The 12,258-nt window shown below is 62.1% G+C and carries 15 protein-coding genes; 2 read left to right on the top strand and 13 right to left on the bottom strand.

Annotated features, from left to right (window positions below):
- Positions 1 to 331: 331 nt before the first annotated feature.
- Both AC1D1L_RS14010 and AC1D1L_RS14005 read right to left on the bottom strand, forming a co-directional pair.
- Complete coding sequence (locus AC1D1L_RS14010) at positions 332 to 466, bottom strand: hypothetical protein (protein ID WP_023681787.1); 135 nt, start codon at positions 464 to 466, stop codon at positions 332 to 334.
- A 341-nt stretch (positions 467 to 807) separates the two neighbouring features.
- Positions 808 to 993, bottom strand: a complete 186-nt coding sequence (locus tag AC1D1L_RS14005; protein WP_023700331.1) for a hypothetical protein — start codon at positions 991 to 993, stop codon at positions 808 to 810.
- A gap of 203 nt (positions 994 to 1,196) precedes the next feature.
- Here AC1D1L_RS14005 and AC1D1L_RS14000 point away from each other — a divergent pair, with 203 nt between their 5' ends.
- Positions 1,197 to 2,096 (top strand): LysR substrate-binding domain-containing protein, encoded by a 900-nt coding sequence (locus AC1D1L_RS14000; RefSeq protein ID WP_023670389.1) that lies wholly within the window; start codon positions 1,197 to 1,199, stop codon positions 2,094 to 2,096.
- Between the two features lies 1 nt (position 2,097).
- On the opposite strand, the gene AC1D1L_RS13995 is transcribed toward AC1D1L_RS14000, so the two are convergent.
- From AC1D1L_RS13995 to AC1D1L_RS13950, 10 genes are all read right to left on the bottom strand, one after another.
- A complete protein-coding gene (locus AC1D1L_RS13995; RefSeq protein ID WP_477342073.1) occupies positions 2,098 to 3,063 on the bottom strand; it encodes an alpha/beta hydrolase in 966 nt (321 codons plus the stop codon).
- Positions 3,064 to 3,315: 252 nt separating this feature from the next.
- Entirely contained in the window at positions 3,316 to 3,489 is a 174-nt protein-coding gene (locus AC1D1L_RS13990; protein WP_185970170.1) for a hypothetical protein, read from the bottom strand.
- Positions 3,490 to 3,664: 175 nt separating this feature from the next.
- The gene (locus AC1D1L_RS13985; protein ID WP_477342071.1) at positions 3,665 to 5,794 is read right to left on the bottom strand and encodes an ASKHA domain-containing protein; all 2,130 of its coding nucleotides are present in this window, start codon (positions 5,792 to 5,794) and stop codon (positions 3,665 to 3,667) included.
- Positions 5,745 to 6,719: a methyltetrahydrofolate cobalamin methyltransferase gene (locus tag AC1D1L_RS13980; protein ID WP_477307418.1), complete on the bottom strand. Its 975-nt coding sequence runs from the start codon at positions 6,717 to 6,719 to the stop codon at positions 5,745 to 5,747. The genes AC1D1L_RS13985 and AC1D1L_RS13980 overlap by 50 nt, the downstream gene beginning before the upstream one ends.
- A 76-nt stretch (positions 6,720 to 6,795) precedes the next feature.
- On the bottom strand, positions 6,796 to 7,887 hold the full coding sequence (locus AC1D1L_RS13975; RefSeq protein WP_477342069.1) for a methylenetetrahydrofolate reductase: 1,092 nt from the start codon (positions 7,885 to 7,887) through the stop codon (positions 6,796 to 6,798).
- The gene (locus AC1D1L_RS13970; protein ID WP_477342067.1) at positions 7,884 to 8,480 is read right to left on the bottom strand and encodes a methylenetetrahydrofolate reductase C-terminal domain-containing protein; all 597 of its coding nucleotides are present in this window, start codon (positions 8,478 to 8,480) and stop codon (positions 7,884 to 7,886) included. The genes AC1D1L_RS13975 and AC1D1L_RS13970 overlap by 4 nt, the downstream gene beginning before the upstream one ends.
- The gene (locus AC1D1L_RS13965; RefSeq protein WP_477342065.1) at positions 8,473 to 8,775 is read right to left on the bottom strand and encodes a virulence factor; all 303 of its coding nucleotides are present in this window, start codon (positions 8,773 to 8,775) and stop codon (positions 8,473 to 8,475) included. Before AC1D1L_RS13965 ends, AC1D1L_RS13970 begins: the two co-directional genes overlap by 8 nt.
- A 191-nt stretch (positions 8,776 to 8,966) precedes the next feature.
- Positions 8,967 to 9,749 (bottom strand): formyl transferase, encoded by a 783-nt coding sequence (locus AC1D1L_RS13960; protein ID WP_477342063.1) that lies wholly within the window; start codon positions 9,747 to 9,749, stop codon positions 8,967 to 8,969.
- Between the two features lie 112 nt (positions 9,750 to 9,861).
- Positions 9,862 to 10,437 carry a DUF4893 domain-containing protein gene (locus tag AC1D1L_RS13955; RefSeq protein ID WP_477342061.1) on the bottom strand — a complete coding sequence of 192 codons (576 nt, stop codon included), beginning with the start codon at positions 10,435 to 10,437 and terminating at the stop codon, positions 9,862 to 9,864.
- 114 nt (positions 10,438 to 10,551) lie between these two features.
- On the bottom strand, positions 10,552 to 11,181 hold the full coding sequence (locus tag AC1D1L_RS13950) for a DUF1638 domain-containing protein (RefSeq protein ID WP_477342059.1): 630 nt from the start codon (positions 11,179 to 11,181) through the stop codon (positions 10,552 to 10,554).
- A 65-nt stretch (positions 11,182 to 11,246) separates the two neighbouring features.
- Here AC1D1L_RS13950 and AC1D1L_RS13945 point away from each other — a divergent pair, with 65 nt between their 5' ends.
- Complete coding sequence (locus AC1D1L_RS13945) at positions 11,247 to 11,387, top strand: entericidin A/B family lipoprotein (RefSeq protein WP_023670401.1); 141 nt, start codon at positions 11,247 to 11,249, stop codon at positions 11,385 to 11,387.
- An 89-nt stretch (positions 11,388 to 11,476) separates the two neighbouring features.
- Here AC1D1L_RS13945 and AC1D1L_RS13940 read toward each other — a convergent pair whose 3' ends face one another.
- Positions 11,477 to 12,175, bottom strand: a complete 699-nt coding sequence (locus tag AC1D1L_RS13940) for a corrinoid protein (RefSeq protein WP_013531175.1) — start codon at positions 12,173 to 12,175, stop codon at positions 11,477 to 11,479.
- Between the last annotated feature and the right edge of the window lie 83 nt (positions 12,176 to 12,258).

Genomic DNA, 12,258 nt, shown 5'->3' with positions numbered 1-12,258 from the left:
GAAGAATACAAACGATCGCTTGATCGGATGCTTTACGGCGTTCAAGGGAACCTCACGCAGCCATGGCGCGAACAGGATGTCGCGAACAGCATAGCGACATCAGGAAAAACCATTCCTGTCAATCGGCTAGGCGGCCAAGTGGCAACTAAATTTGCGACATGGGTCGCAAATGGGCAATTGTCCGGGATGACGGGCAAAGGCTGCCGCCGGAATGAGCATCGCTATCCCGCAACATCGGCTTCAGAACGAAAAACGCCGCCTCGGTCAAACCGAAGCGGCGCTGTAATCGACTGTCGACAGCGGCAGGGAGCGCTGCGCGGTAGTCGTGATCTCAGGCGACGAAGCCGAGGCGCACCGCGTTCATGGCGCCGGTCTGGCCGGGCATGGTGTTGGCAAGGCGCTGGCGCTCGAGAGCGGTCGTCAGGTTCATTTCGCGGCGGGCAAAAAGGCGGGCAAAAAGCTTCATCATCATCTCCTATCGGTTGCTCAGACGGGTCGCCTTCGCTTGATGGAGTGGGGCAGCTCGTTTGCTGGCGCTGATATAGGCGTGTGTGAGCAGAAACTAAATCGCAAATGCGAAGCGCTTGAATGGAAATGCGACATCGATTGCGACATTTCTGGGCATTCTGCCTAAAATTTACGATTACTTACAATGTGTTAAGCGCGACATTAAGGCGTTATGCAACTTGCACATATGCGCCATGCAGTGGCAACATGGCTCTGAAATTCATTTGAGTACGAATAAAATAGAGAAGGCCTGCCGGGCTGGTCTGCGCGGCAGGCCTTCAGCACATGGTACACAATGGTTTACTTTGCTCCAGCCCAGGATCCGACGCCGTGGCGTGCACCGGTCTTGGTGTCGGCAGCTTCAGGCCAGCCGATATCCTTCTGCAGTTCGATCGGCAGCGAGCGGATCGCACGTTCGGTCTGGAAGCGGGCGCGGGCCGCGCTGAACTCGGTCGCAAGCCGACCGATGGATGACAGGATAGACATTTTCATTCTCCTTTGGTTGTGGCACGTCCCGCATGAACGCGTTCTGTAACCGGGATATTCCGCATCGAATGCAATTTCGTGTCAGGAGCTTTTCGATCCGGGGCACGTCTGCCTTCGATGGAGTTGACTATCCTCCCAATCTGATGTTCAATCAAACGAAATGGAATGATGCTTCACATCAGAAAAATTGAAGGTCGATCCCGATGAACGCCCCACTCAATCACCCACTGCCGCTGCTCGATCTCGACGTTTTGCGCACTTTTGTGGCCATTGCCGAGACCGGCAGCTTCACCACCGCGGCCAATGCGGTGTTCCGCACGCCGTCGGCGGTCTCCATGCAGATCAAGAAGCTCGAGGACATTCTCGGCCGCTCGGTCTTTGCGCGCGATGCGCGCTCGGTGACGCTGACCACCGATGGCGAAATGCTGCTCGGCTATGCCCGCCGGCTGCTGTCGATCAACCGCGAGGTGGTGTCGAAATTCATCATCCCCGAGATCGTCGGCGTGGTGCGGCTCGGATCGCCGGACGATTATGGTGAGCGCGTGCTGCCGCACGTGCTGAAGCGTTTCGCGCAATCGCATCCGTCGATCGCCGTCGACGTCACCATCGACCAAAGCAGCAATCTGCGCCGGCGCATGGACGACCGTGCGCTCGACATCACGCTGTTGACCAATTCCTACAAGACCAGCGCGCTTGGCGCCGAGGTGCTGCTGACCGAGCCGATCGTCTGGGCCGGCGCCAAGGGCGGCAGCGCGCATCTGCGCGAGCCATTGCCGGTATCGCTGTGGGAAGAGGGCTGCGCCTGGCGGGCCGGCGCGCTCGATGCGCTGAGCCGTGAGGGCCGCAACTACCGCATCGCCTATATGAGCGCGCATACGGCCGGCCAGCGCGCCGCCATCATGTCGGATCTCGCGGTTGCGCCGCTGCCGAAGTCATTCCTCGGCAACGACATGGTCGAGCTCTGCCCGAAGGACGGCATGCCCGATATCGGCACCTACAATCTGGCGATGGTGGTGTCGCCGGACGCCAGCGCGCCGGTCAAGGCCGTCGCCGACCATATCCGCGCGACCTTCGAACTGTTCCGGGAAACCGGCAAGTTCTGAGTTATTTCGCTGCCTCGGCAGGGCGCGCCGCGAAGGCGGTTCGCGGTCTGCGCCGCGCAGTTGCGCGCCGCCTGGCGGGCTCACCGGCCAAGAAAGTGACGATGCTATCCCTGGCGCGGCGGGCCTCCGGCATCTCGATCAGCGGCCAGACGTGGAACATCCCTTCCTCGTAGACGACGTCGATATCGACGCCCGCAGCGCGCGCCTTTTTGGCGAAGATCAGATTGTCGGGGCTGAGCAGGTCGTGTGAGCCGGTCAGAAGCAGGGTCTGCGGCAGCACCGAGAGGTCGCCGTAGAGCGGGCTGATATGCCAGTCGCTGCGATCGATGCCGGCGCTGTACATGCGGATCGCTTCCAGCCCGCCTGATATACCGAGCCACGGATCGTTGCGTTCCGCCTCGAACACTTCCGGGTTGGACAGCGACATGTCGAGCCCGGGTGAAATCAGCACGTGGCGCGACGGCAAGGGCAGGCCTTCTTCGGCCGCCATCATGGTCAGCACCACGGCCATGTTGCCGCCGGCGGAATCGCCCATGAAAACGACATTTTCGGCGTCCGTCTCGTCCAGCATCTGCCGGTAAACGTCGCCGACCATGCCGAACATGGCGTGGAAATCGTGTTCAGGCGCGATCGGGTAGATAGGTACGGTGATGCCGAAACCCAGCCGTTCGGCCATCTCGGCGATCAGCCCCCAATGATAGGAGGTGATCTGGAAGACATAGGCGCCGCCATGCATGTAGAGGATGCGCCTGCGCTTGCCGGCCTTCGGCGCGATCTCGTAGACGGGGAAACCATCGACGCTACGCTCGGTGATATGGAGGCGCTCGCGCAGCGATGCCGGAGGATGGTGGTCCTCGGTCTTGCGCGCATAGGCGATCCAGCGCTGCAGGTTTTCGGGGCTGGCAAATGCCTTCTTCCGGCTGTGCCGGAGGATGAAGGAAACGACGTGGCTTTTGAAACTGGGCATTCGAATACACAAGCTCGGCAGCAGCCGACTAAGAGAATTCCCCTACTATTTGGAAGATCGCGCCTCCAGCCGAAATGTCAAGAATCTGGACCAACGCAACACGGTTGTTTGATCGACCGAGTTTGCGGTTTTCCCGCCAACGGCCTCAGCGCCGGGGCAGTAGCGCGGCGCGCAGCTTGATGTCAGGCGCAGCCGGGACCACGCGGCGGCCCCGGCGTTTTGTCAGCAATTTGCATTTGTCGGCGAAGGTCATTAGCGGCCCGAGCCCAGGATCAGGCGCGTCAGGTTGGCCTGGGCGTCGATGCGCGGCGACACGGGCCAGCCAATGTCCTTCTGCACTTCAGGCGGCAGGCTGTTCATGGCCCGCACGGACTGGGCATGCTTGATGGCCGCACGAAAACGGCCGAGGCTGTCGAACATCGACATCTTCATTCTCCTTTTGAAGCGTTGTGACGGCGCAATAGTCCGGCCCGCCATTCGGTGTCCGTTAAATGCTTCACGTCTGTATCGGGTGGATTGCGCGAAAACAGCGCTTCGGTTTCCAGATCGGAGCGATCTGGAAACATTTGCATACAAACGAAATTGAAGACTGGCGGCCGGCTTACTCGCGGCTGCGCCTGGCCGCGTGGCCTTCGCGCGAACGCCGGCGTGGGGCAGCGTCGCCGGCGACGCCGTCCTCGCTGACGGTCTTGCGTGGTGGTAGCTTTACCGCCGCCGACAGTTTCGGGAACGGATCGACCTTGTTGGGCAGCGCCATGGCGTAGACGAAATGCTCCTGGAATTTCGGTTCCAGCGCGGTCTCGATCTTCTCGATATGGCTGACCGTGTCCTCGATCTCGCGGCGATAGCCGCGGTTGAGCAGCGCCATGCGCGCGCCGGCGCCGGCTGCGTTGCCGACGGCCGAGACCTTGTCGAGGTCGCAATCCGGGATCAGGCCAAGCACCATGGCGTATTTCGGGTCGATGAAGGAGCCGAAGGCGCCGGCGAAATGGATGCGGTCGACGTGCTCGGTGTTCTGCTTTTCCATCAACAGCTTGGTGCCGGCATAAAGGGCCGCCTTGGCGAGCTGGATGGCGCGCACGTCGGTCTGGGTGATGGTGATCTTGGGTTCGCCTTCCTTCAGCACATAGGAGAAGGTGCGGCCATTGGCGGTGACACGCGGCGAACGCTCGGCGAGCGACCCGTCGACAACGCCATCCTCGGAGATGATGCCGGCGAGATACATTTCGGCCACGATCTCGATAATGCCGGAGCCGCAAATGCCGGTGACGCCGGTGGCTTGGACGCTGTCGAGGAAGCCTGGCTCGTCGGACCAAAGTTCCGAACCGATGACACGGTATTTCGGCTCCAGCGTGTCGGGATCGATGCGCACGCGCTCGATCGCGCCGGGCGCTGCGCGCTGGCCGCCGGAGATTTCAGCGCCCTCAAAGGCCGGACCGGTGGGGGAGGAGGCCGCGACAACGCGCGAGCGGTTGCCGAGCACGATCTCGGCATTGGTGCCGACATCGACGATCAGCATCATTTCATCCTGGCGGTGCGGACCTTCCGACAAAGTCACGGCGGCAGCATCCGCGCCGACATGGCCGGCGATGCAAGGCAGCATGTAGAGACGCGCGCCCTGGTTGAGCTTCAGGCCGATATCGGAGGCTTTGATGCGCACGGCGCCCGAGACGGCGAGCGCAAAGGGCGCGCCGCCGAGCTCGGTCGGATCGATGCCGAGGAACAGGTGGTGCATGATCGGATTGCCGACGAAGACGCTGTCCAGGATGTCATTGCGCTGGACATTGCCTTCGGCGCAGACCTTGTCGACCAGGCCGGAGATCGCCTCGCGCACGGCGACCGTCATGCCTTCGCGGCCGTCCGGGTTCATCATCACATAGGAGACGCGGCTCATCAGATCCTCGCCGAAGCGGATCTGCGGATTGGACGTGCCGGACGACGCGGCGACGCGGCCCGACAGCAACGACACCAGATGCATGGCGATGGTGGTCGAGCCGATGTCGCAGGCCAGTCCATAGGCCTCGTTCTTGAGGCCGGGCCACAGCGCTATGACGCGGGCAATGTCGCTTTCGGCATCCTTGTGGATGGCGGCGGTAGCGGTCCAGTTGCCCTTGCGCAAAATGCCTTGCACCTGCGGCATCAGGTAGAAATCGAATTCGAGGTTTTTGAAGCCCCAATCCTTCATCAGGGCGATCTTCAGGCGGTCGAGATCGCCGAGCGGCTTGTGCATGTCGGGTTCTTCGATCTCGACATAACACATGCGGATTGCCGCATCGCGGGCGATGACGCGGGTGTCGGCATCCTTGCGGATGGTCTGCGCGTTGATGACCGTGTCCTGCGGCACGTCGATGACGAGGTCGCCGAGGATCTGCGCCGAGCAGGAGAGGCGGCGCCGTTCGGGCAGGCCGCGGACGCGCTCGTAGCGCTCTTCCTTGGCGCCCTTCTGCGAAATGTGGTCGTTGGACGAGACGATCTTGTGCTTGGCGAAATTGCCTTCCTGCACCTCGATCTGGCAGCGTCCGCAGGTGGCGCGGCCGCCGCAGACGCTTTCGACATAGACGCCGAGCTGGCGCGCGGCATCCAGCACCGATGTGCCAACGGGAAACCGCCCGCGCTTGCCTGACGGCATGAACAGCACGAGCGGATCGGTAATGTTTGCAGGCGAGTTCACGATTGCGCGCTTATCCTCGACCCATCCGGGCTTCGCGGCCGCCACGGCGGCGGCCACCATTGGCAGCAGCGTCGCCCGGCGCGTTGACGGCCGTGGGTGCAGCTACCGCCTGGCCACCTTCGGCCGGCTTGTAGTCCTTGTAGGTCCTGATCCAGTTGGTGCAGTTCTCGTCGGTGCCGTTCAGCACATTGGCGCCGCGCACGGCTTCCATTTCCTGCGGGCGCACCGGGTTCATGATGGCGCTCGTCATGCCGGCGCCGATCACCATCGGGATGAAAGCGGCGTTGATGCCGTGGCGGTGCGGCAGGCCGAACGAGATGTTGGAGAGGCCGCAAGTGGTGTTGACCTTGAGCTCTTCGCGCAGGCGGCGCAGCAGCGCGAACACCTGGCGGCCGGCATCGCCCAGCGCGCCGATCGGCATCACCAGCGGGTCGACGACGACGTCATGCGCCGGGATGCCGAAATCGGCGCAGCGCTCGACGATCTTCTTGGCGACGGCAAAGCGCACGTCCGGATCCATCGAAATGCCGGTCTCGTCATTGGAGATGGCCACGACCGGGACGTTGTATTTCTTGACCAGCGGCAGGATGGCTTCGAGCTTTTCTTCCTCGCCGGTGACGGAGTTGACCAGCGGGCGGCCCTTGGCGACCTTGAGAGCGGCTTCGATGGCGGCGGTAACGGAGCTATCGATCGACAGCGGCAGATCGACCAGGCCCTGCACGATCTCCAGCGTCTGCACCAGAAGGCCCGGTTCAGTCTCATTGGGATTGACCGAGGTGACGCCGGCATTGACGTCGAGCATGGTGGCGCCGCAGGCGGCCTGTTCCAGCGCGTCCTTGATGACGGTCTCGAAATTGCCGGCGATCATCTCGGCGGCCAGCTTTTTGCGGCCGGTCGGGTTGATGCGCTCACCAATCACGCAAAAGGGCTGGTCGAAGCCGATGATGATCTCGCGTGTCGCCGAGGCGACGATGGTCCGGGTCATGAAGTCTCTCCGCCTGATATAAAGTGCTTCTTTATATCGTGTCTGGTTTCGTTCCAGGTCTGGTGCTTGGCCGGGCTTAGTGCGCGGTCTTTACCATGTCCACCTGTGTTTCGGTAATCTCGTCATGCAATATGCGGTCGAGCCGGTCGGCGACCATCTGGTCGTCGTGGCGGATCTCACGTTTCCACGGCTGGCGGCCTTTCAGCACGCCTGATTCATCGACAATCTCGGCGACATATTCCTCCTGGCGGTAGGCCATCACATGGATGCCGGAGACGCCCGGGATTTCCTTCACCTCGTTGATGATGTCGGTGCAGAGCTGCTTGCCTTCCTTTTTCTGGTCCTGTGCGCCTTCCAGCCGCTTGATGATCGCGTCCGGGATATGGATGCCGGGCACGTTGGAGCGGATCCATTTGGCCGTCTTGGCCGAGGCCAGCGGGCCGACGCCGCACAGGATGAACACCTTTTCGGTGTGGCCGAGATCTCGCGCCTTCTGCATGAAGGTTTTGAACATCGGCACGTCGAAACAGTACTGCGTCTGCACGAACTGCGCGCCGGCGGCGATCTTCTTGCCGAGATGGATCGGACGGAAATCGAAGGGCGGCGCGAACGGATTGACGGCGGCGCCGAGGAAAATCTGCGGCGGTGTCGTCAGCTTGCGGCCGGACAGGAACTTGCCGTTGTCGCGCATGATGCGGCAGGTTTCGAGCAGCGACATGGAATCAAGGTCGAACACCGGCTTGGCGCCGGGCTGGTCGCCGGCCTGCACACCGTCGCCGGTGAGGCACAGCATGTTGGCGACGCCCATCGCTGCGCCGCCCAGCACATCGCCCTGGATGGCAATGCGGTTCCTGTCGCGGCAGGCGATCTGCATGATCGGGGCATAGCCCATGCGGGTCAAAAGCGCGCAGATGCCGACCGAGGACATATGGCAGTTGGCGCCGGAGGCATCGACGGCATTGATGGCGTCGACCCATCCGTCGAAGATCTTAGCCCGGTTGTAGACGTCTTCCGGATCGGCGCTGTCGGGCGGGTTGAGCTCGGTGGTGACGGCGAATTCGCCGCGCCGCAGCACGCGCTCCAGCCGGCCGCGTGAGGAGTGGCCGGGCAGGGGTTCGAGCGGCAGATGGATGCCGGCCGGGTTCTCGTCGCGCTGGCGGGCGATCATGCGGCTGCTCCGGTCTTGGCATTGGCCGCAGCTTCGCGGGCTGCTGCCGACTGCGCAGTCACCCGCAGCCAGGCTGAGGTTTCCCGCAGCGACTGGTCGACGGGCTTTTGCACGTCGAGGATCTTGTCGCCATGCACCATGTTCTTGGAGCCTTCCCAGGCCTTGACCCAGACGCAAGGCATGTCGGGCTCGACCTCGCAATTGCCATTGGCGCGCACGCCGCCGCAGGGGCCGTTGCGCAACTGCTTCGGGCAGTTCATCGGGCACGACATGCCGGTCGAGGACAACACGCACTGGCCGCACATGCGGCAGTCGAACATGAAGCCTTTGACGCGTTTTTCGACAAACTTGATCGGGGCCTCGACCCGCCCGTAGCCAAGGCCTTTCCACAAAGGGTGGAGAAGCAGGAACATGTCGGCTAATCTGGAGTAGAACCATTCGAGCAGGCGCGAATGCCGGATCGACCACAGTCTGACTGCAAAGGAGCGCTGGACGCGCCGCTGCGGCGACACATCGGCCGGCTTGTAGTCGGATTTCGGCGCTGCCTTCTTGACCAGGGTGGCCTGGGTAACCGCCGGATTCGTTTCAGACATGTTCTTTCCCGCCCGCCTTGACCAGAGCGACCAGCCGCTCGCGGTCGTATTTTGCGTCGATGTCGCTGAAAGCCTTCTCGACCTCGGCCTCGAGATCGTCGCCGACCGGAACCGGATCGGCCTTGCGCCATTCGGCGAGATAGTCGTCGGTGCCACCGGCGCCGGTGCGCATGGCGCACATGTCGATCGCCTCGGTGAAACGCAGCGGCAGTTCGCGCTTGGCGTTCTGCCGGCCTTTCTTGACGATGACCTGGGCTGGGATGTCGCGCCAGTAGACGACGATCAGATCGGCCATGAATTCTCACTCCCTGCCGAGCGCAGTGCGTCCGCTTGGACGCATGAAGGACGCTCGGCCACTCTATTCAGCAGGAGCGAGCATTGCCGGATGCGCAGTGGGGCTGCTTGTTATGGGACGACGCGCGCGCATTCAAAAGCGACGCTATTGGACGTCGCAAAAAGAAAGGCGAGATTCGCAGGCGAAACCGGCTACCAGACCCGCCTGGTGAGGCCGGTCCAGAGATAGAACCAGATCGTCGGGTGGTACCATTGTTTCGACGGCAGGCCGGGGTCGATCGTGGCCAGCTTGCCATCCAGCGCATCGCGGACCGCCTCAACACAGATGTCGCGTGAGAAGGCCGCCTGGCGCAACGCATAGCTCGAAATGGTGTCGCCGGGCTTGGGCTTGCCGCGCGCCTGTTTCAGCACTCCACCGGTGTCGACGCCGGCATCGACCAGATGCACGGTGGTGCCGAAATTTGCCGCATCGCCAGAGGCCAACGCCCAGTAGCCGCCATTCATGCCGCGATATTTCGGCGCGATGCCGGCGTGATAGTTGAGCACCGGGCACGGCATTTGCGCCAGCGTCTGCCGGGACAAGAGCCGGCAGCCGGCAAGCAACACCACACCCGGCCGGATGTCGGCGATCGCCTGCAGGCAATCCGACGCGTTGGCAGAGGAGACGTGGATGATCTTCTGGTCCGGCCTTGGTTCGGTCCCAAGTTTCTGCCCGGCAATCAGCTGCGCCGCATGGCCGGCAAAGAAGCGTTTGCCCAGCCTGGTCAGCACCATCGTACCGAACTGGCCGATGGCAGAAAACCAGCCCTGGCGGCGGGCGCGGCCGAGCAGCAATTGCTTTTTGGATTCAGGGTTTTCGAGGACGACGCTGACAGGGCCGAGACGGTCGGCGATGGCGTTGACGATGGCCCAGATGTGCGGGCCGCCTTCGGTGACGACAACGATCGCAGCACTGTTCTTGTCAGCTGAAGCCATGGCGCGCCTTCTTGCCGGCGCGCAACCGTCTTCCCGTGCGCTGCCTGGCTCAATTCTGTGCCAGGCGGGGTTAAATCTTGATGACCGCCCGGCCGGTGAGAGGCCAGCGGGATCAGCGTTTCAATTCCATGATGTCGAGATGCGATTCGTAATAAGGCGCCGGGAATTCGATGCGCCATGCATTGGCGCTGTTGCGGAAGGCGTAGCCGACCTGGTCGCTTTCCGGACCGCTGCCATAGCGCTTTGGTTTGTTGTCATTGACATAGCCGGAACCGAGATAGATGGCGCGCTTTTCGCCATCATCGAAGAAACGGCCCGTGGTGCGCTGCGAGCCGCTGATCTTTTCCAGCCGCCAGCCGGAGCCGTCGTCGCTCACCTTGCATTTGAACCAGCCATAGATGACCAGCGGGCTGATGCCGCCGACCTTGATGGTGCGGCATTGCCAGTTGCCGGTCAGATCCTTGTCGGAAAAGGCGACCAGGGGCTTGGCCAGCAAGGCGTTGAGCTCGCTAACCTCGGCCGGGTCGCCGGCCGTCGCCTCTTCAAGGGCAGCTTTCCGGGTCTCGCCATATTTGTCGAGCCGTGCCTTGTCGGCTGGCGTGATCAACTTCTGCACCTCGCCGTCGGCATAAGCGGGCAGGGCAAAGCAAAGGAAGCCAAGGGCGGCGATCAGCAGGCGAGGGGTCATCGGGGGCTTTCCATGTTTCAAATGGCTGAATCAGCCTGTTTGCTTGGCGCACAACTTATCCGTTCGCAGCGGCCTGTCATCCGTGCTTGAAAGCGTTTCCGCTTGAGAATTGCTTCAGACGTGTGCGGCCACCCGCGCGAGTTCGCCTGTAAGGTCGCCATAGCCGGTCGCGCGGCGCTCATAGACGAGGCCGAGCAGTTTCGCAGCCTTCTCGGCAACCTTATCGAGTTCGGGATCGTCGGTCTGGGCGATGTAGATCAGCTTCTGGTAATTGCCGAAATAGTCCTTGATCAGCTCCGGATGCTTGTCAAGGCCGAGCGGCTTCATGAAGAAGGCGTCGAACTGGCGGCATAGGAAGTCGGTCATGTAGAACGACATCATGTCGTCGTCGGCGACCTTCGCGTAGGCATCCATGCCCTGATAGAAGGCAAAGCAGTGCGGGCCGGCCATGCGCTCGACACCGTGCTTCTCCAGCACCCGGTCGAGCAGGCCGCCGGTGCCGCAATCGGCATAGCCGACGAAGATATGCTCGTAGCCTTCCGCCTTGGCCTTTTCGATTGCCTTGTCCATCGCCGGGGCGATGCGGTCGGGGTAGAAATGGAACTCCGCCGGCAGGCAGGTCAGGTCGAGATGGTCGAGCTTGAGCTGCTCCTTGACGGCCAAAACTTCGCGCGCAATCATTCCGCAGGCGATGACCAGCAGCCTGTCGTTTTGATTCGGTTTCGTTTTTTGTTTCCTGGCCATGGAACCCGGTCGAAGCGGCCTTCGTTGCTGTGGAGCGAATCTATCGAGAGAGGGATAAACCGTCCATGAAACTGTTACGCGTTGCGCCGATCGCAATCCTTGCTTGCGTCCTGGCTCTCACAGCCTGCGCCAACACCGTCCGCGGTGTCGGCCGGGATATCAAATCGACCGCGAAAGCCGTCGACGACACCGTCACCAAACCCTGACGCCGCTATCCGTTCCAATAGCTGGGAACAAAAAAGCCGCGCTGCAAGGCGCGGCTTTCGATTGTTGGCCAGACGCCTTGCTGACAAGATCAGGCTGAAGCGCGCACGTTGTGCTTGCGCTTCATGAAGTCCTTGGCGGTCTCGACCGCCACTGCCGCGTCGCGGCAATAGGCGTCGGCGCCGACGGCCTTGCCGAATTCCTCGTTGAGCGGCGCACCGCCGACCAGCACGACATAGTCGTCGCGAATGCCCTTTTCCTTCATCGTGTCGATGACGACCTTCATATAGGGCATGGTCGTGGTCAAAAGCGCCGACATGCCGATGATGTCGGGCTGGTGCTGCTCGATGGCGTCGAGATATTTCTCGACCGCATTGTTGATGCCGAGGTCGATGACGTCGAAGCCGGCGCCTTCCATCATCATGCCGACAAGGTTCTTGCCGATGTCGTGAATGTCGCCCTTGACGGTGCCGATGACCATCTTGCCCTGCTTGGGCGCGCCGGTGGCGGCGAGCAGCGGGCGCAGGATGAACATGCCGGCCTTCATGGCGTTGGCAGACAGCAGCACTTCGGGAACGAACAGGATGCCGTCGCGAAAATCCTCGCCGACGATGCGCATGCCTTCGACCAGCGCTTCGGTCAGCACCTTGTAGGGCGCCCAGCCGCGCTCGAGCAGGATGTTGGTGCCTTCCTCGATCTCTTCCTTCAGCCCGTCATAGAGATCGTCGTGCATCTGCTGCACCAACTCGTCGTCGGAAAGCTCGGAGAGGATGATCTCGTCGTCGGACATTTGTCTCAGGCTCCTTGCCGCACGGGATGAGATCGCGGCGGCTCAAATTTATCGCGTCAATACCTAACCCGGCGGGGGCAGGT

The organism is Mesorhizobium sp. P2_D6 (genome assembly GCF_056404315.1).
The sequence above is the reverse complement of the archived record's forward strand: the minus strand, read 5'-3'. Positions and strand labels throughout refer to the sequence as shown.